Raw genomic sequence first — 17,824 nt, 5'->3', positions numbered from 1 at the left:
TAACGCAAAAAGCCCCCGGCTTCGAAACCGGGGGCTTTTTGCGTTGGTCTGAAAACGACCGCGCCGATCAGCAGTCGAAATAAAGGGCGAACTCCATCGGGGTCGGGCGCATACGGGTCGGGTTAACTTCCGCTTCCATCTTGTACTCAATCCACTTCTCAATGACGTCCTCGGTGAAGACATCCCCCTTGAGCAGAAAGGCGTGATCCTCGCGCAGATGATTAAGGGCATCCTCCAGGCTGCGGGCGACGTTCGGGATATCCTTGAGCTCCTCGGGGGAGAGCCCGTAAATGTCCTTGTCCAGCGGCTGGCCCGGATCGATCTTGTTCTCGATGCCGTCGAGACCGGCCATAAGCTGGGCGGCAAAGGCCAGATAGCCGTTGCAGGAAGGGTCGGGAGTGCGGTATTCGACGCGCTTCGATTTCGGGTTGTTGGTGACCGGAATACGCAGCGAAGCGGAACGGTTGCGGTTCGAATACGCCAGATTGACCGGCGCCTCATAGCCGGGGACCAGACGCTTGTAGGAGTTGACGCTGGGGTTGGTGAAGGCGCACAGGGCCTTGGCGTGCTTCATGATGCCGCCGATGTAGTACATGGCCATCTTCGAGAGACCGCCGTAGCCGTCGCCGGCGAAAAGGTTCTGACCGTCCTTCCACAGGGACTGGTGGCAGTGCATGCCGGAGCCGTTGTCACCGTAGAGCGGCTTGGGCATAAAGGTCACGGTCTTGCCGTTACGAAAGGCAACGTTCTTGATGATGTACTTGAACCATTGCAGAGTATCCCCCATGCGCAGCAGACTGTCGAAGCGCATGTCGATCTCGTTCTGGCCGCCGGTGGCGACCTCGTGATGGGACGCTTCGATGCGCATGCCGACGCTTTGCAGCACCTGCACCATCTCGTTACGCAAGTCGACGAAGGAGTCGGTGGGGGCGCAGGGGAAGTAGCCTTCCTTGTGCCGGGGTTTGTAGCCGAGGTTGGGACATTCCTCGCGACCGGTGTTCCAGGCGCCCTCGACGGAGTCGATGCTGTAAAAGGACTCGTTGGCACTGGAGCCGTAGCGGATATCGTCAAAGATGAAGAATTCCGGTTCGGGGCCGAAATAGGCGGTATCGGCGATACCCGTCGAATTCAGGTAGGCCTCCGCTTTTTTGGCAATGAAACGGGGATCGCGGGTGTAGCCCTCGCGGGTAATCGGATCGATGATGTCACAGATCAGGCTGAGGGACGGAACCTGGATAAAGGGATCGACCTTCGCCGTGGTGGCGTCGGGAATCAGCAGCATGTCGCTGTTATGGATCGGCTGCCAGCCGCGGATCGAGGAACCGTCGAAACCGATGCCTTCCTCGAAGGTATCTTCGCTGAACTCGCTGAGGGGGGTGGAAAAGTGCTGCCAGATGCCGACAAAATCGAGAAACTTGTAATCGACCATCCGGCAGTTGTTCTCCTGGGCAAAAGCCACGACTTCCTTGGGTGTCATTGATGTCTCCTTTGACTGGATAATTTTTCCTGAATAGAACTAATCTTCCGCAAGCCCGTGACGCAGCCAGCGGTCAGTGCGTTTGCCAGTTTGGGTTGCCGCTGTAATCAAGCGCGGGAGTATTCGAGCAAGATCAAATCGACGATTGAAGCGATACTGATACTCGCCGAGGTAACGGTGAGCGTATTTTTCGAAATCAAAGGAGTGATACGTTCCGGCAATGGCGGTTTTCAGATTGCCTAGGATGGTATTCACCCAGGTGAAACACTCCATGTCGGTGCTTTTACGACCTTTGCCAACGACTTCACGCTGCTGGGAACATCCAATATCTGTGACGCCTTTAAAGCACCAGAGGCCATCGGAAACAACTGTTGCTGAAGGGACCAGAGACCGAGTAGCCCAAGCGGTAATCTCTTCGCGACTGAACGTCTTGACCTTGGAAAAGACGACATACAAAGGGTTGTTCTGATTGTTGGTCTGGACGGCGGCGATGAACGGGATTTTGTTCTCAGAACCTCGCCCGGCCTTGCCTCCAGGGTTTTCACCACCCAGGTAGGCATCGTCGATCTCGACCCGACCGGACAATTTGGTTGTGATTTCACGCTCGTACATAACCTGCATGAGCTTGTGCTTCATCCGCCAAGCCGCAGGGTAGCTTAGGCCAGTCAGGCGCCTAAGCTCCAAGATAGAAACGTTATTTTTGTTTTGGCTCAGAAAGTACATGGCTTGGAACCAGGCGGTCAGAGGAAGCTTTGTTGAATGAAAAATAGTCCCTTCGGTCAGCGTAGTCTGCGATCGGCATGCTCGGCACTGAAAAACCTTTACACGGCCTCGAAAATACGAAAAGTGATCCTTGGCCATACAATCCGGACACTGAAATCCTTGTGGCCAGCGGGACTGCTCAAGAACTGCCTCGCACTGGCGCTCAGTGCCATATTCGGAGAGGAACTGATTCAGGCTCATGCCTGGTTGCATTTGGATTCGGTTCAGCTTCACGGTGCACCTCCTTGGGTAGGTATGCCGTGAAGATAATCGATGACTGTGTCAGAATACGTCACTCAGCCACTCTGCGGAAGATTAGTTCTATTCAGGTAATTTTTTAAGCCCCACCCTGCGCACGGGAAGGCCGTAAGGAAAAGATATCGGTGCGCGCCTCTAGAGCGCGTCGTCGCCACGCTCGCCGGTACGGATACGAACCACTTCGTCGACACTGGTCACGAAGATCTTGCCGTCGCCGATGCGTCCGGTGCGGGCGGTCTCGGCGATAACGTCGACGACCTTGGCAGCCATCTCGTCACTGACGATGATCTCCATCTTGATTTTGGGGATGAAATCAACCACGTATTCGGCGCCGCGATAGAGTTCGGTGTGCCCCTTCTGCCGTCCGAATCCCTTGACTTCACTGACGGTAATCCCCTGAATTCCGATTTCGTTCAGAGCTTCCTTGACCTCGTCAAGCTTGAAGGGCTTGATAACGGCTTCCACTTTTCTCATCTTTTCACCTCCCGAAGAGAATCCGGCGCGTCGGAAACGCGATGAGCCTTTCCCCGCGCATCCGCCTTATCGACAACGAACAGCGTTCCTGGCCAAACCGTTTAGCAAGGAACCTGCCATTTTTCAAGACCTCAAAAATAAATCATATTCACTTGAATTCACAGGGGGAAAACACCCTCTCCCGAAAAAGCCGCCTGACCCTCCTGAACGAGGCCGAAAAAATCGGCCCATTTTTTGAGCAGAAAAAAACCGCACATGCCCATTCCGCAAGCAGCGCCCACACCGCCAAGGCCGCCCAAAAGAACGAACGGATAGAGAGTGAAGCATCGCAAGGCCGCCACAAGGCTTGACTGTTAATAAATAGATAATTAAGATTGGGACCATCTCGAAACAGACTCCGCACGATTGCCACGGCGCATCCCGCCACCGGCGCGAAGAGGCCTTCATGACCCGTCGTTTCACCCTTCTGCTGATCGACGAAAACCTGCCCCAGACCCTCCCCCTGCGGAATTTTCTCGAACAGGCCGGATACCGGGTGCGAACCGCCGATAACGGCATGAAGGCGATCGTCAGCATCTACCAGAGGCCTCCCGATCTGATCCTTTCCGACATTCCCATCTCGGAACTCAACGGCTACCACCTCTGCCGCATCCTCAAAAACGACCCTCTCACCCAGAACATCCCGATCGTCCTCTTCAGTTCCCAGGCGGAACCCCACAACCGTTTCTGGGGGGAAAAAGCCGGAGCCGACGCTTTTCTGGAAAAGACCGCCGATTATCCCAGCATCCTCACAACCATCGAAAAGTTCCTCAATGGCCGCGAAGACACAGCCGAGCCCCCCCCGCGAGGGGCCCGGGGGCTCAACGGCAAGGCGATCCGCAACCAGATCACCGGCCTGCTTGACCGCCTCCTTTATGAGTCGACAATTTGCAACGAAGTCCTGAAACTGACCGGACTCGCCCATGACAGCGAGGCGCTGGCCCGGGAACTCTTCAATTTTCTCGGCCTGATCTGCCGTTACAGCGCAGCCGGGCTGCTGCTGCGCGAGGGCGCGGACAAATATTCCCTGTTTCTGCAGCTGATGGAGCCGGTGTCGGACGGGTTCATCAAACAATCTCGCAAAGAAATGCTGCACCGGGCCGGACTCGACCGCGACGTCCCGGGCAAGTACCGTTTCATCCTGATCGAACAGGAAGCCCGGGAAGGACGGCCGATGCCGGTCAACTTCCAGGTTCTCAGTTTCTTGCCGATCTACGACGGCAACGAACTGCTGGCCTCGCTCACCCTTTTCGAAAACGGCCAGCGGCGGCTGACCAAGGGGATGAGTCAAGCGCTCGACGTGATTGCCGACCGTTTTCTGATCGTTGCGCGTTACCTGAAAAAAATCAAAGACATGGAGAATGTCAAAGCGGATCTGGTGTCGATGCTGGTGCACGACATGCGCTCGCCGCTGACCGGCATCAGCGGGTTCACCAACGTCTTGGCCGAAGGGATCCTCGGCCAGGTTTCTCCCGACCAGGGGGCAGCTCTAAAGAATATCCAGGAAGGCTGCACCCGGCTGCTGGCACTGATCGACGATATCCTCGACTATTCGAAACTGGAGGCGGGCAAGATGCAGGTCGCTCCCCGCCCCCTCGAACTGGCGCCCCTGATCGCCCAGATTCTCGGCGGCTTCTCGGTCCAGCTGGAAGAGCATCGCTTGCGAATTGAGCAGGATCTGCCGGAAACCCTGCCCCTAGTCATGGCCGACGAAAAACAGCTGACCCGGGTTCTCGCCAACCTTCTCAGCAATGCCGTCAAATTCACCCCCGACGGCGGCAGCATCCGCATCGCCGCCGTCCCCGCCACCACCCGCCAGAAGCAAGCGGCCCTGGAAATCAGCATCAGCGATACCGGTTGCGGCATCCCGGTGCAACAGCAGAAAAACCTCTTCGGCCGCTACGAGCAGTTGCCCAGCGCCACCGTCTACCGCAAGGGAACCGGCCTCGGGCTGGCCATCTGCAAGGAGATCGTCAGCCTGCACAATGGCGAAATCTGGGTGGAAAGTCCTGTCACCGATGGCCGCGGCAGCCGTTTTGCCTTCACCATTCCCCTGGCTACTCCCTGAAAACTTTCAACCGCGATCGAAAAAGGGGCTCTTGCCGCTGACCGACAGGGGGATACCGTAGGCGATCCGCACCCCCTCGCCGAGCAGCCCCATCTCGATAGCCGCCTTGCCGGCACTGTACATGACCCGGTTATCCAGGCGCAGATCGGCGGCCCGACTCACCGCTGAGCCGACGGCGATGCCCAGATCGCCGACATTAAAGGCGCAGATGGCGCCGGCCGCCTGCATCGCGGCGCAATCGACGAAGCCACAGTAGCCGCAATGAGGCAGTCCCAGAGGCTCTTCGCGGGTGCCGATGAGAACCAGAGCCGACGCCAGAGAGAGGTTACCGGCGTCGCGGGCGAAAAAACTCACCTGGTCCCGTTCGGCGATCTGACGCATGGTATCAGACAATCGCCCCAACTCGACGCCGCTGACCACCGCAGTCACCAGCAGATCCCGCCCCCGCCCCTTGGGAGCGGTTCGGGCCGCCACACAGAGCAGATCCGCGGCCCGTTCGACACACTCGCTCTTCGATTCCGGATTGATCGTCAGCATGGATAGGCACTCCTTTAAAAACAGAAACGAGAGAAGAAAAACCCTTTAAGAAAGGGCCGACACAGAGCAGAATGAACCAAAAAAAACTCTTTTACCACCAAGGATCCAGGAGACTCCCATGCCCCAAATTCATCCCAGCGCCGTGGTCAACCCCGGCGCCCGTCTCGCCGACGACGTCGAGGTCGGCCCCCACGCTTTCATCGACACCGATGTCACCATCGGAGCCGGCTGCCGGATCATGCACGGCGCCCATGTCGGCCGCTGGACCCGCCTCGGTGCGGGCAATATCCTCTATCCCGGCGCCGTCGTCGGCCACGACCCGCAGGATGTGGGCTACAAGGGGGAAGAGGCCTGGACCGAGATCGGCGACGGCAACATCATCCGCGAAGGGGTAACCATTCACCGGGGCAACCGTCCCGACACCCACACCCGGGTCGGCGACCACAACTTCTTCATGGTCAACAGCCACATCGCCCACAACTGCGTCATCGGCAACCACGTCATCCTGGTCAACGGCGCGCTCCTTGCCGGTCATGTAGAGGTCGGCGACCGGGCAATCATCTCCGGCAACTGCCAGGTCCACCAGTTCGTACGCATCGGCCCCTTCGCCATGATGCGCGGCGGCTCCGGCGCCGCCAAGGATGTCCCCCCCTTTTGCATCAACGACGGACTCAACTGGCTGCGCGCCGTCAACGTCGTCGGTCTCAGGCGCAACGGCTTCGATGCCGGCCGCATCCGTGCCGTCAAGGAGGCCTTCAAGACCATCTTCCGCGCCAATCTCCCTCTCGCCGAAGCCCTGCAACGGGTCGCCGAGGGGCCTGGGTACACCGACGACGTGCGCCTGATGATCGACTTCATCCGTACCAGCAAACGCGGCGTCGGCAGCGGCCGAGGTTCCAGCCGCGAGTAGCTAGATCCCTTCCTACCGCCCCTGCCGCACCAGCGAAGCGAACTCCCCGGCCGGCAGGGGCCGGCTGAAATAAAAACCCTGGAAGCTGTCACAGCCGCACTGACGGAGAAAATCGAGCTGCCGCCGGGTCTCCACTCCTTCGGCCACCGCCTGCAGGCCGAGGCTGTGGGCGATGGCGACGATACTGGTGACGACCGCAGCAGCGCTGGGGTCGTCGGCGGCGTCGCCGATGAAGGACCGATCGATCTTCAGGCTGTCCACCGGAAAACGGCGCAGGTAATTGAGGGAAGAATAGCCGGTACCGAAGTCGTCCAGAGCCAGACTGACGCCGAGATCCTTGAACTGGCGCATGGTCGCGGCAGCGGCCTGGGGATCGCGCATGATCATGCTTTCGGTCAGTTCCATCTCCAGCAATTCCGGCTCCAGATCCCGTTCCTGCAAAAAGCGCCGGACGCTATCGGCCAGATCCTCCCGGCGAAACTGGCGCGCCGAAAGATTGGCCGCCACCGGCACCACCGGCACCCCCTCGTCCCGCCAGCGCCGGAGTTGGGCACAAACCTCGCCGATGACCCATTCACCGATGGGCAGGATCAGGCCGGTCTCCTCGGCCAGGGGGATGAACGTCCCCGGCGCCACCATTCCCCGCTCGGGGTGTCGCCAACGCAAGAGCGCCTCGGCCCCGGAGATCCGGCCGGTGGCCAAAGCCACCTTGGGCTGATAATAGAGACAGAGTTCCCCCCGTTCCAGGGCCCGCCGCAGGTCGGCCTCCATCTCCAGGGTTTCCATGATGCGCAGATTCATCTCCGGCGCGAAGAAACGGAAACACCCCCCCTCCTCCTTGGCCCGGTACATGGCGACGTCGGCGTTGCGCAGCAGGGTCTCGCCGTCCCCGCCATCCCGGGGGTAGAGGCTGATGCCGAGACTGGCGGTGACGGTGATCTCCCGGTCCCCCAGTTGGTAGGGCCGACTCAGCTGCTCCAGCACCTTCCGCGCCACCGGCCCGGCATCGTTTTCCTCCGCCAGCTCGCCGAGAAGAATGGCGAATTCGTCGCCGCCCAGGCGGGCGACGCTGTCCATTTCGCGGACGACGGCACGCAGGCGCTGGGCGGTGCCGGCGAGCAGTTCGTCACCGACGCTGTGGCCGAGGCTATCGTTGAGCACCTTGAAGCGGTCGAGATCGAGTAGCAGCACCGCGACCAGCCGCCGCGAACGCTGGGCATAATGAATCGCCTGCTCCAGACGGTCGAGAAGCAGAACACGGTTGGCCAGGCCGGTCAGTTCGTCGTGGGTGGCCAGATGGCGCAACTGCTCCTCGTAGGCTTTGCGGTCGGCAATGTCGTAAACGAAGGCAAAATAGAGGGATTGCCCTTCGTACGCGAGGCGGCTGAGGGTCACCTCCACGGGAAAGAGCGTTCCGTCCCGGCGCCGATGCACGCTTTCGAAGGTGCGGGTTTCCTGCCCGTCGAGGGCACGGCGCTGCTCTTGCCAGAAACTCGCCGTCAGGTGGGGATCGAGGTCGTAAAGGGAGCGTTCCTGAAGTTCCGCGGGGGCATAGCCGAGGCTCCGGCAGGCCCGTTCGTTGGCCAGGAGGATACGCCCCTCGGCGTCGAGACGGAGGATGCCGATCGCCGCGTGGTCGAGGCAGAACTGCGCCAGTTGCCGATCCGTTTCCGCCGCATGGCGCTCGCTGACGTCGTGGATGATGGAAAGGAGCAGAAGGCGGCCGGAAAGACGGATTTCCGCGCTGAAAACCTCGACGTCGCGAATCGAACCGTCGGCCCGGCGATGGCGGAAATTGAAATGATTGCGCCGGGCCGCTTGAGCCAGCGCCATCTCGCAGCAAACGGAATCGACATCGAGGGTATTGATCTCACTGATCCGCTTTTTGCGAAGCTGCTCGCGACTCCAGCCGTAAAAAACGGCGGCCGCCGGATTGGCGTCGACGATCTCCATGTTTTCGGGATCGATCAGAAGCATGACCGCGTGATTGTCCTCGAAGAGGCAGCGATAGCGCTCTTCGCTTTCGCACAATTCCTCATGCGCCCGGCGGTTCTCAATGCGCAGTCGCTGTTGTTCCAGCGCCGCCAGAACCGCCGGCCCAAGGCGGGGAAAATGATCCTTGAGGATGTAATCCCAGGCCCCGGCCTTCATGCAGGAGACCGCCGTCGCCTCGTCGAGAGCGCCGGTCACGAGAATGAAGGGGACGTCGGGGCAGTGAGCCAGGGCCAGATCGAGAGCGGCGAGGCCGTCAAAGCGCGGCAGATGATAGTCGCAAAGAATCACGTCCGGCGCGAACTCCGCCAGCGCCGCCAGATAATCCTCGCGGGTCTTCACCCGCCGAAACCGGGCATCGGGTCGGACCTTGCGCACCTCGTAGCTGTCGAGTTCGGCGTCGGCGGGGGAATCCTCCACCAGCAGAACCCTTAGGGCGGAATTCAACGGCAACCTCCCAAAACGAAGTAATGAAACAACTATACGCGACTTTCCGGCATTTCCGAGCGCGTCAGACCATTGCGGTCCAAAGATTGCCCATTCCCCAGAGCAAAGAAGAAGACCGCGCCCTTCCCCGGCTCCCCTTCGGCCCAGATCCTTCCTCCATGCCGCCCAACGATGCGCCGGCAGATGGCCAGGCCGACGCCGGTGCCGTCGAACTCGTCGATGCCGTGCAGACGCTGAAAAACCCCGAAGAGCTTGTCGGCGTAGCGCATGTCAAACCCGGCGCCGTCGTCCTCGACCCGGTAGACGACGACATCCCCCCGACGTTCGGCCGCAACGACAATGTGCGCCCGTTCCTTGTGGGAAGAAAATTTCACGGCATTGGCCAGCAGATTGCTCCACAGATGGCGCAGCAGGTTGGGATCGCCCAAGGCCTGCGGCAGATCCTCCAGCTGAAAATCGATGCGCTCCGGCGGCTCAAGCTGAGTGACCTCAAAAAAGGTTTCCCGGGCCAGGGCCGTCATATCCACCGTCAAAAAACGGGGCGCGGCCCGCCCGAGACGCGAGAGGCTCAGCAGGTCGTCGATCATCGCGGTCATGCGTCGGGTATTGTCGTGCACGACGGCGCAGAGCCGGCGTCCTTCCTCACCCAGCTCGGGAGCACACGTCTCGGAAAGAATACGGGTGAAACCGTCGATAGCACGCAAAGGGGCACGCAGATCGTGGGAAACGGAATAGGCGAAAGATTCCAGATCCCGATTGGCCTCTTCAAGCTCGGCGGTGCGTTCCCGCACCCGCGCTTCGAGAGTGGCGTTCAGGCGGCGGATCTCCTCGGTGCTGCGCAGACGCTCGGCGTCGAAACGCTCCCGTTTCAGGCGATTGACCATGAGCATGCCCAGGAGCACCGTCAAGAGCGGATTGATCGTCAACACCGGCAGGGTGATGCGCGCGAGCACCATCCAGACCACCTCGCCGGGGAGGGTCAGCAACAGCAGGAGCATCACCCCATGCACCGCCAGGCCGAAGAGATAGAGCCGCCACCATCTGAACTCCGCCGGCGACTGCCGTTGAAAATGACGCCAGAGAAGCCCCATGATCCCGGAAGCAAGAATCACCCCCACACCGGTCCAGGCCGAGCCCCCCTGATAAAAACGCAACGCAGCGGTCATGAGCATGGCGATCAGGGTCGGAACAACGCCGAAGAATAATCCGGAAATCGCCAGCAGCACGGAGCGGCTGTCGAAAAAAATCCCCGGCAGGTAATGCCAGGGGTTGAGCATGAGGACGATGCCGAGGAGACCGATCAGGACACCGGCGCCCAGGCGCGCGGAAAAATCCGACCGGGTGGCAAGACGACTGGTCATGACATCGTAGATGAGCGCCAGAGCCAGCAGCAAAACTGCATTATGAATCAGGCCGAAATAGACCGATCCGTCCATCGCCGCGGCGCCGTTCATCCCAGGGATTTTTCCACATCGGCGGTTTTGCCGATGAGAATCAACACATCGCTGTCCTTGATCAGGTAGTCGGGGGGGGGCGCGGGGATGAACTGGTCGGAAAGGACGTCCTTGACGGCGATAACGGTCACGTGAAACCGGCGGCGCAGATCGAGTTCAACCAGGGTTTTGCCGATGAAATGCCGGGGGGGGGCCGTTTCCGAGAGGGAATACTCCTCGGCCAGAGGGATGAATTCGAGGATGTTGGGGGTGGAGAGGCTGTGGGCGATTTTCCGCGCCATATCCTTTTCCGGGTAGATGATATCCGTCGCCCCGACCTTCGCCAGAATCTTGCCGTGATCCTCGCTGATCGCCTTGACCAGGATGCGCGGCACCTTCAGTTCCTTGAGATAAAGGGTGATAAGGGTCGACAGGTGGGAGCGCTCACCGGTCGAGACCACCGCCGCGTCGACCTCACGGATCCCTTGCGCGTCAAGAAACTCCTTGTTGGCGGCATCCCCCAAAATCGCATGGTCGGCGTAGTCCTTCACCGCCTGAACCTTGTCACGGTCCGAATCGATAGTGATCACCTCGTGACCGTCGGCATAGAGGGTCGAAGCCACATGAAAACCGAAGCTGCCCAAGCCGATCACGCAAAACTTCTTTTTTTTCATAGAGATCCATTCCTTCAGCCGATCATGACGTTCTCTTCGGCGTAACGGGCGGAAAAACGTCGGGTCTTCCCGGCGATGGCAAAGGCCAGGGTGAGTAGCCCCACCCGGCCGACAAACATCAGCAGGATGATGATCCACTTTCCCGCGACATTCAGCTTGGCGGTCAGACCGACGGACAGGCCGACGGTGGCGAAAGCGGAAACCGCCTCGAAAGCGCAGGCAAGGAATTCCCGGGGATTCTCATGGGTGAGGTCGGGGCTTTGTGCAATCAACAATCCAAAAAGAGCGATGCCGACCAGAATGACCGCCAAAAGCACCAACACGAGAGCCTTGGTAATCAGTTCGTCCGGAACCGTTCTCCGAAACAGGCTGGTGTGGGGATTGCCCTTGAGCCGATTGTAAAAAACCGCGAAAAACAGCGCCAGGCAGGTGGTTTTGACCCCGCCCCCCGCCGACCCCGGCGACGCGCCGATAAACATGAGGAAGATCACCAGAAACAGGGTCGACGAACGGAAATTGTTCAGATCGACGGTGTTATACCCGGCGGTACGCGCCGACACCGATTGAAAGAGCGATGTCCACATCACCTCCAGAAACGGCATTCCGGTTAGCGCGTTATCCTTCTCCAGCCGGCCGATCAGAAAAGCGCCGCCGATGATCAGAAAAACCGAGGTCACCATGACCACTTTACTATGCAGGGAAATGCGGATGTTGCGTCGACGGGGATGGCGGAGATTCCTGATCCGACTGCCAAGCCAGGCCATGACCTCGCGGATCACCAGAAAACCGATCCCGCCCAGGATAATCAGCACCATGATGGTCAGATTAACCAGGGCATGATCGCGATACCCGATCAGATTGTCGGGAAACAGCGAGAATCCGGCGTTGCAGAAGGCGGAAATCGAATGAAAAGCCGCGCTGTAAAACCCTGGCCAGAAACCCAGGCGGGGCACGAAAACCAGCGCCAGCAGCGCCGTCCCGATGGCTTCGATAACCAGCGTCAGAACCACGATTCCCCGGATCAGTTCCCGCCAGGAGCCGACCGGAGTGTGCATGAGGGTTTCGTTGATGATCCAACGCCCCTTGGCGCCGACGCCGATACGCAGATAGATGAAAAGGTAAACCGAAAAAGTCGTGATCCCCAGGCCGCCGATCTGAATCAACGCCAGCACCACCAATTGGCCGAATAGGGAAAATCGCGTGCCGGTGTCGATTACCGTTAACCCCGTCACGCATTGCGCCGAGGTTGCGGTGAACAGGGCATCGATAAACGCCACGGGCTCGCCCCGCGCCGCAAGGGGCGTCGCCAGCAGCCCCGCGCCGAAAAAAATCGCCAGCGCATAGAAGAGTGTCAACCATTGAGCCGGCGAGAGTTGTTTCAGCCGTTTGGCGAGCGATCCTTTTTTGCCGGGGATGAATTGGGCAGGGGGCACGAAAAATCCGGAGAGTTAAAGGGGTTCATGGGCTAACTGACTCGAATAACAGCGACAATAACACAGAAGACAGGCTCGTCACGAATCTTTTCTTGACACGGGGCGCGGCCCAAAAGCCCCCATATCACGGACCAGTTTGGCCAGCCCCCAGAAGATGACGAAGAATTCCAGCCGTCCGAAGAGCATGCCGAAAATCTGCACCCAGAGCTGCCCGGCGGGCGTGGCGGGGCCGGTTATGCCCGCCGTGAGTCCGACGGTGCCGAGGGCGCTGGCGAACTCGAAGAGGCTGTCGCGCAGGGAATGGCCGAAGGCGGTCAGGGCGCAGGATCCGAGGAGCCAGACAAAGAGAAAGAGCCCGACATATTCGGCCGCCTTGCGGATCTCGTTCTCGCCCAAAAAGCGCCGTCGACCGCCGATCCAGATCCCCTCCTCGCACTGTTCCCGGGGGGAGCAAGAGGCTTCCAGGGCTTCCCGACGCAGCCCCTTGAGCAGAAGATAGATCCGGTGCAGCTTGATCCCCCCGGCGGTGGAATTGGCCCCGCCGCCAATGAGCATGAGCAGGATCAGCACTAGATAGCCGAGATCTTCGCCGCCGCTGAAAACAATGGTCTGGAAACCGGTCGTGGATAGGGCGGAGACGACCTGAAAGAGGAGAATCCGCAGATGCTCGGGCAGAGAGGGATAGATCCGGAAGGCGCCGCCGAAGAAGAGGACCGCCGTCGCCAGGGGGAGCAGGAGCGCCGCCACCCTCACCTCGCCGTTGCCGAGCACGGCCCGCCAGTGCCCCTTGAGCAGGGTGTAGGCGGTGAGGAAATTGAGGGTGCCGAGGCCCATCAACAGCATCAGCACGGCTTCGACGGCCGGGCTGTTCCAATAGGCGATGGAGTCGACCCGGGTCGAAAAGCCCCCGGTGGAAAGGGCGCAAAAGGCATGGTTGACCGCATCGAACCAGCTCATGCCGGCCAGATACAACGCCGGCACGCCGAAGAGCAGATAGCCGAAATAGAGGCGCAGAACCAGCCGCGCCGACTGCCGCACCTGGGGAACGAGCTGCTCGCCGCGCCCTTCGGCGGCGCTCAGACCGATTCCGGTCGGACCGGTCATGGCGCTGAGCATGAGAATCGCCAGCCCGGCACCGCCGGCATACTGCATGAAACTGCGCCAGAAGAGGAGCAGAGGCGAGGTTTGCGCGACATCCAGCACCGACAGGCCGGTGGTGGTCCAACCGCTGGTGGACTCGAAGACGGCCCCCGTCCAATCCAGACCCGCCCAGACGAAGGGAACGGCGCCGGCGAAAATTGCCGCAAACCAGGCCAGCACCACCAGCAGCGAACCTTCGGCCAGGGAAAGGAGGCTATCCTCCGGCACTTTCGCGCAGGCGCGCAAAAGCCCGCCGAGCAGCAGCAGGCCCAGGCCGGGGAAGAGAAAGCCGCCGAGCAAAGGCGTCTCCTCGGGAAAGACGAAAAGGAGGGGGAGCGGTACCAGAAACAGCAGACCGACGAGGGCGACGAGGTAGCCGAGATGGCCACTGAGAAAGCGGTAACGTCCGCGAAGATAGGTCAGGTAACGACAGTCGTTCACGAAGACTCCTCGCCGGTGAGCAGGCGCAGGGCCGTTTCCAGGCTGGCGCGGGCGGCGATGAGAATCAACCGGTCGCCGGCCTGCAGGTGGGTTCCGCCCTTGGGAATCATGACCCTGTCCCCGCGAATGATGCCGCCGAGCAAGGCCTCCTCGGGCAACGTCAATTTTTTCAGAGGAAGCCCGACCGCCGGGGCATCCTCCCGCAGCAGCACCTCAGAGACGGAGACCGAGCCGTCCCCCACGGCCATCATCCGGGCGATTTCCTCGAAGCCGGCCTGCTCTTCGATGATGAGGGAAAGAATCCGTGTCGCCGAAATCGCCGTCGTCACCTGGAACCGCTGAAAGACCTCTTCATTCTCCGGATCGTTGACCAGGGCGATGGTGCGCGGCACCCGATACATGCGCCCGGCAATCTGGCAGATAGCCAGATTGTCCTCGTCGTTGGGCAACAGGGCCAACACCGTGTGCGCCCGCCAGGCACCCGCTTCGAGCAGCACCCGAGGATCGGTGGCATCTCCGGCCAGAACCGTCGCGCCAGTGCGTCGGGAAAGCTCCCGTGCCTCATCCTCACTGGGAGCGACCACTCTTACGTCCACCCCCCGGCGGGAAAATTGCCGCGCCAGGTAATAGAGGATCTTGCCGCTGCCCGCCAAAATGACTTTCATGACCGACGTTCCTCTCCGGCAAAGCGCCTCATGAACTCTCCGGCGCTAAGGCGGGTCGGGCTGATGGTTTCCACCCCCAAGGTTCGATACATCTCTTCTCGGGCCGGATCGTAGACTCGGGCCAGCACCCGAGGCACCGCAAAGACCGTTTTCGCCACTTGGGCGACCATGAGATTAACCGTATCCTTCTCAGTGGTCGCCATCAGGCAGTCGGCCCGCTCCAAATTGGCCAGATGCAACACCCGCTGTTCCACCGCATCGCCGGTCACCCGAAAGCCGCTGAACCCGGCGTCGAGTTGGGCAAAGGCGGCCTCGACACGATCGACGACCACGACCCGGGCCCCCTCCCGACTCAGCTCACCAGCAAGCAACGCACCCAGGCGACCGCAACCGACAATGACCACCGACGAAGAGCCTTTTTTCGTCATAGCGACTCCTTCCCTTTGGGGATCCCTTCTCTTGCACCGCGGCACAGCTCATCTATAATACCATTCGGCGTAAAGATTTCCGGCGCGTCCGACCCCTTCTCTGAGGAGAAATCATGAAACGGCTCAGTCTCTCCATTCTCGTCGCCGCCCTGGCGATTGTCGCCCTTTCCGCCGCCCCTTCCGTCGCCGAACGCTTCGAAAGCGGTTATGGCTCCGCGCCGCGGGACGACTCCCGAAACGGCCGTCTCCTGAAAGGGAACGACCGCGACGACAGACGCTATCCGCAAGAGCGGGAGGACGAGCACCGCTATCATGATGGGGATGAAGAGGACGAACGTCGCTATCGAAACCTTGACGACAACGACAGCCGCCGCCAACTGCGTGAGAATCAGGAAGACTACCGCGAACGCTACAACGAGCGGGACCGGTTCAGGGAACGTTTCCCCGAAAACCGCCGTAGGTATGACGACCACCGGGATCGCGACGACCGGGGAAATTTCAATCGCGAGGAAGACCGCTACGAGAATCGCGAGCGGCGCGACGATGACGATGAGATGAGCCCGCCGGCGCGGGAACGGGAATGGCAACGAAAACAGGAACAGGAACAGGAACAGGAACAGAAAGAGCTCGACCGGGGCTCGGATCAGGAACGGACGCAGCGCGAAAAACAGCGGCGCACATGGTGGAATTTCAGGGACTGATCCGCTGATTGAAAAACGTCCGGGGGCGCCGTCCCCCGCACCTCCGCTCCGGCAGGTACCCGCGAATCTTCTCCTTTGTGAAAAGAACGATGTCATGACCGGCGACCAGATCACCATCTTTGCCATTCTCGGCCTGACCCTGGCCCTTTTCATATGGAACCGCTGGCGTTACGACATCGTCGCCCTGCTCGCCCTGCTCGCCGTGGCGGGCTTCGGTCTGATGCCGGGCGAGCGGCTCTTTGCCGGCTTCGGCCATCCGGCGGTGGTCACGGTCATGGCGGTACTGGTTCTCAGCCGCGGTCTCTTTCTCGCCGGCGCAGTGGACAACATGGCCCGGGCCCTGGCTCGGGTGAGCAACCGGCCGAGCCTCCAGGTCGCCACTCTGACGGGAATCGTCGCCCTCAGTTCCGGCTTCATGAACAATGTCGGCGCCCTCGCCCTGCTCATGCCCGTCGCCGTCTGGATGTCCCGGCAAAGCGGCCGCTCCCCCTCCCTGCTGCTGATGCCCCTGGCCTTCGGTTCCCTGCTCGGCGGCACCCTGACCATGATCGGCACGCCGCCGAACATCGTCATCGCCTCCTACCGCGAACACACCGGCGCCTCCCCTTTCGGCATGTTCGACTTTCTCCCCGTCGGCGGCGCGCTCACCCTGACCGGGTTGGTCTTCATCGCCCTGGTGGGCTGGCGTCTGACCCCGAAACGCAAGCGCGAAGGGGCGGAAAAACTCTTCCCCATCAACGATTATCTCACCGAAATGCGGGTTCCGGAGACTTCACGCCTGGTCGGGCAACCGCTACACAACCTGCTGTCCATCATGGAAAAAGAAGGGGAAGTGGTCGTCACCGGACTGGTGCGCGGGGAAATCCGGCGGCAGATGCCTTCCATCTACGAGGTCTTGCTGGCGGAGGATATTCTGCTGGTTGAGGCCGACTCGGAAAGCCTCAAAAGCCTGATCGACCTGACCGGCCTGGAACTGGCGTCAAGCACCCCAAAAGAGGCCGAGGGGAAAAAAAGCGGGGGGGAAATTCATGTGGTAGAGGCGATCGTCGCACCGGAATCGACCCTGCTGGGGCGATCGGCGACCAGCCTCAAACTGCGGGAACGCTACAACATCAACGTGCTGGCCGTGGCTCGTCAGGGGAAGCGTCTGCCGCACCGTCTCGGCAAGCTGCGTTTCGTCCCCGGCGACATCCTGCTGGTCCAGGGGCGGGAGGAAAACCTGCCGGCGACCTTAAGTGAACTCGGCTGCCTGCCTTTGGCGGAACGGGGACTACGTCTCGGCAAACCCCGGCAGGTCTTGCTGGCGGTGGGCATCTTTGCCGGCGCCCTACTGCTGATCGCCCTGCACCAAGTCGCAGCCGCCCCGGCACTGATCGGCGGCGCCCTGCTCATGGTCCTGACCCGGGTGCTGTCTCCCCGCGAGGCCTACGCCGCCATCGAGTTGCCGGTCATCGTCCTGCTCGCGGCCCTGATCCCCCTTGGCGAAGCCCTGGAAACGAGCGGCGGCGCGCGCTTTATCGCCGAAGAACTGTTGGCTTTCGCCCGAGACGCCTCGCCGATGGCCACCCTGGCACTGCTCACGGCCGCCACCATGCTCCTGTCCAACATCGTCAACAATACCGCCGCCGCAATCCTGACGGCGCCCATCGCCCTCGGCCTGGCCGAAGGGCTCGGCATCTCCGCCGATCCGCTGCTTATGGGAGTGGCCATCGGCGCTTCCTGCGCCTTTCTCACCCCCATCGGCCATCAGTCCAACACCCTGGTCATGGAGCCGGGGGGCTACCGCTTCGGCGACTACTGGCGCATGGGCCTCCCCCTCTCCCTACTGGTTCTGACCGTTGCCGTCCCCCTCATCCCCCACATCTGGCCCTTCTAGCCGAAAACCGAAAAGACCCGTTACTTGAGGCTGATCAAAAATGTCCAGGTGCAAGGCGCCGAAATTCGA

Annotated in this window: 16 protein-coding genes; 5 read left to right on the top strand and 11 right to left on the bottom strand. The window is 60.9% G+C overall.

The features are described 5' to 3' along the window. Nucleotides 1-67: 67 nt before the first annotated feature. The 3 genes from glnA to RBR25_RS06385 form a co-directional block, all read right to left on the bottom strand. Nucleotides 68-1,477 carry a type I glutamate--ammonia ligase gene (glnA, locus tag RBR25_RS06395; RefSeq protein ID WP_432818712.1) on the bottom strand — a complete coding sequence of 470 codons (1,410 nt, stop codon included), beginning with the start codon at nucleotides 1,475-1,477 and terminating at the stop codon, nucleotides 68-70. Nucleotides 1,478-1,516: 39 nt separating this feature from the next. Further along, entirely contained in the window at nucleotides 1,517-2,473 is a 957-nt protein-coding gene (locus tag RBR25_RS06390; RefSeq protein ID WP_432818711.1) for an IS1595 family transposase, read from the bottom strand. Nucleotides 2,474-2,632: 159 nt separating this feature from the next. Continuing rightward, entirely contained in the window at nucleotides 2,633-2,971 is a 339-nt protein-coding gene (locus RBR25_RS06385) for a P-II family nitrogen regulator (protein ID WP_432818710.1), read from the bottom strand. Nucleotides 2,972-3,012: 41 nt separating this feature from the next. On the opposite strand from RBR25_RS06385, the gene RBR25_RS06380 reads away from it, so the two are divergent. Both RBR25_RS06380 and RBR25_RS06375 read left to right on the top strand, forming a co-directional pair. Further along, nucleotides 3,013-3,321 (top strand): hypothetical protein, encoded by a 309-nt coding sequence (locus tag RBR25_RS06380; RefSeq protein ID WP_432818709.1) that lies wholly within the window; start codon nucleotides 3,013-3,015, stop codon nucleotides 3,319-3,321. Nucleotides 3,322-3,416: 95 nt separating this feature from the next. Further along, complete coding sequence (locus RBR25_RS06375) at nucleotides 3,417-5,078, top strand: hybrid sensor histidine kinase/response regulator (RefSeq protein ID WP_432818708.1); 1,662 nt, start codon at nucleotides 3,417-3,419, stop codon at nucleotides 5,076-5,078. Nucleotides 5,079-5,084: 6 nt separating this feature from the next. Here RBR25_RS06375 and RBR25_RS06370 read toward each other — a convergent pair whose 3' ends face one another. Then, nucleotides 5,085-5,615: a ferredoxin domain-containing protein gene (locus tag RBR25_RS06370; RefSeq protein ID WP_432818707.1), complete on the bottom strand. Its 531-nt coding sequence runs from the start codon at nucleotides 5,613-5,615 to the stop codon at nucleotides 5,085-5,087. Nucleotides 5,616-5,733: 118 nt separating this feature from the next. Here RBR25_RS06370 and lpxA point away from each other — a divergent pair, with 118 nt between their 5' ends. Further along, nucleotides 5,734-6,525, top strand: a complete 792-nt coding sequence (gene lpxA / locus RBR25_RS06365) for an acyl-ACP--UDP-N-acetylglucosamine O-acyltransferase (protein ID WP_432818706.1) — start codon at nucleotides 5,734-5,736, stop codon at nucleotides 6,523-6,525. A 12-nt stretch (nucleotides 6,526-6,537) separates the two neighbouring features. Here the strand turns inward: lpxA and RBR25_RS06360 are convergent, their stop codons facing one another. The 7 genes from RBR25_RS06360 to RBR25_RS06330 all read right to left on the bottom strand — a co-directional run bounded on the left by RBR25_RS06360 (nucleotide 6,538) and on the right by RBR25_RS06330 (nucleotide 15,178). Further along, complete coding sequence (locus RBR25_RS06360) at nucleotides 6,538-8,964, bottom strand: two-component system response regulator (RefSeq protein WP_432818705.1); 2,427 nt, start codon at nucleotides 8,962-8,964, stop codon at nucleotides 6,538-6,540. A 32-nt stretch (nucleotides 8,965-8,996) separates the two neighbouring features. Further along, nucleotides 8,997-10,418 carry a LytS/YhcK type 5TM receptor domain-containing protein gene (locus RBR25_RS06355; protein ID WP_432818704.1) on the bottom strand — a complete coding sequence of 474 codons (1,422 nt, stop codon included), beginning with the start codon at nucleotides 10,416-10,418 and terminating at the stop codon, nucleotides 8,997-8,999. Next, nucleotides 10,415-11,071, bottom strand: a complete 657-nt coding sequence (locus RBR25_RS06350; protein WP_432818703.1) for a potassium channel family protein — start codon at nucleotides 11,069-11,071, stop codon at nucleotides 10,415-10,417. The genes RBR25_RS06355 and RBR25_RS06350 overlap by 4 nt, the downstream gene beginning before the upstream one ends. 14 nt (nucleotides 11,072-11,085) lie before the next feature. Then, nucleotides 11,086-12,504 carry a TrkH family potassium uptake protein gene (locus tag RBR25_RS06345; protein ID WP_432818702.1) on the bottom strand — a complete coding sequence of 473 codons (1,419 nt, stop codon included), beginning with the start codon at nucleotides 12,502-12,504 and terminating at the stop codon, nucleotides 11,086-11,088. Nucleotides 12,505-12,582: 78 nt separating this feature from the next. Then, complete coding sequence (locus RBR25_RS06340; protein ID WP_432818701.1) at nucleotides 12,583-14,085, bottom strand: TrkH family potassium uptake protein; 1,503 nt, start codon at nucleotides 14,083-14,085, stop codon at nucleotides 12,583-12,585. After that, nucleotides 14,082-14,750 carry a potassium channel family protein gene (locus RBR25_RS06335; RefSeq protein ID WP_432818700.1) on the bottom strand — a complete coding sequence of 223 codons (669 nt, stop codon included), beginning with the start codon at nucleotides 14,748-14,750 and terminating at the stop codon, nucleotides 14,082-14,084. The genes RBR25_RS06340 and RBR25_RS06335 overlap by 4 nt, the downstream gene beginning before the upstream one ends. Then, the gene (locus RBR25_RS06330) at nucleotides 14,747-15,178 is read right to left on the bottom strand and encodes a potassium channel family protein (protein ID WP_432818699.1); all 432 of its coding nucleotides are present in this window, start codon (nucleotides 15,176-15,178) and stop codon (nucleotides 14,747-14,749) included. The genes RBR25_RS06335 and RBR25_RS06330 overlap by 4 nt, the downstream gene beginning before the upstream one ends. A gap of 113 nt (nucleotides 15,179-15,291) precedes the next feature. Between RBR25_RS06330 and RBR25_RS06325 the strand changes: the two genes are divergently transcribed. Next, on the top strand, nucleotides 15,292-15,879 hold the full coding sequence (locus RBR25_RS06325; protein WP_432818698.1) for a hypothetical protein: 588 nt from the start codon (nucleotides 15,292-15,294) through the stop codon (nucleotides 15,877-15,879). Between the two features lie 94 nt (nucleotides 15,880-15,973). Further along, the gene (locus tag RBR25_RS06320) at nucleotides 15,974-17,755 is read left to right on the top strand and encodes an SLC13 family permease (RefSeq protein WP_432818697.1); all 1,782 of its coding nucleotides are present in this window, start codon (nucleotides 15,974-15,976) and stop codon (nucleotides 17,753-17,755) included. The last annotated feature ends 69 nt before the right edge of the window (nucleotides 17,756-17,824 follow it).

The organism is Trichloromonas sp. (genome assembly GCF_034006665.1).
Taxonomy (GTDB): Bacteria; Desulfobacterota; Desulfuromonadia; order Desulfuromonadales; family Trichloromonadaceae; genus Trichloromonas.
The sequence above is the reverse complement of the archived record's forward strand: the minus strand, read 5'-3'. Positions and strand labels throughout refer to the sequence as shown.

Excerpts from the sequence above, each read along its gene's own strand:
- RBR25_RS06380 (WP_432818709.1), top strand. The coding sequence starts at position 3,013 with ATGAGCCTTTCCCCGCGCATCCGCCTTATCGACAACGAACAGCGTTCC.
- RBR25_RS06375 (WP_432818708.1), top strand. The coding sequence starts at position 3,417 with ATGACCCGTCGTTTCACCCTTCTGCTGATCGACGAAAACCTGCCCCAG.
- RBR25_RS06370 (WP_432818707.1), bottom strand. The coding sequence starts at position 5,615 with ATGCTGACGATCAATCCGGAATCGAAGAGCGAGTGTGTCGAACGGGCC.
- glnA (WP_432818712.1), bottom strand. The coding sequence starts at position 1,477 with ATGACACCCAAGGAAGTCGTGGCTTTTGCCCAGGAGAACAACTGCCGG.
- RBR25_RS06330 (WP_432818699.1), bottom strand. The coding sequence starts at position 15,178 with ATGACGAAAAAAGGCTCTTCGTCGGTGGTCATTGTCGGTTGCGGTCGC.
- RBR25_RS06325 (WP_432818698.1), top strand. The coding sequence starts at position 15,292 with ATGAAACGGCTCAGTCTCTCCATTCTCGTCGCCGCCCTGGCGATTGTC.
- RBR25_RS06320 (WP_432818697.1), top strand. The coding sequence starts at position 15,974 with ATGACCGGCGACCAGATCACCATCTTTGCCATTCTCGGCCTGACCCTG.
- RBR25_RS06385 (WP_432818710.1), bottom strand. The coding sequence starts at position 2,971 with ATGAGAAAAGTGGAAGCCGTTATCAAGCCCTTCAAGCTTGACGAGGTC.
- RBR25_RS06355 (WP_432818704.1), bottom strand. The coding sequence starts at position 10,418 with ATGAACGGCGCCGCGGCGATGGACGGATCGGTCTATTTCGGCCTGATT.
- RBR25_RS06350 (WP_432818703.1), bottom strand. The coding sequence starts at position 11,071 with ATGAAAAAAAAGAAGTTTTGCGTGATCGGCTTGGGCAGCTTCGGTTTT.
- lpxA (WP_432818706.1), top strand. The coding sequence starts at position 5,734 with ATGCCCCAAATTCATCCCAGCGCCGTGGTCAACCCCGGCGCCCGTCTC.
- RBR25_RS06335 (WP_432818700.1), bottom strand. The coding sequence starts at position 14,750 with ATGAAAGTCATTTTGGCGGGCAGCGGCAAGATCCTCTATTACCTGGCG.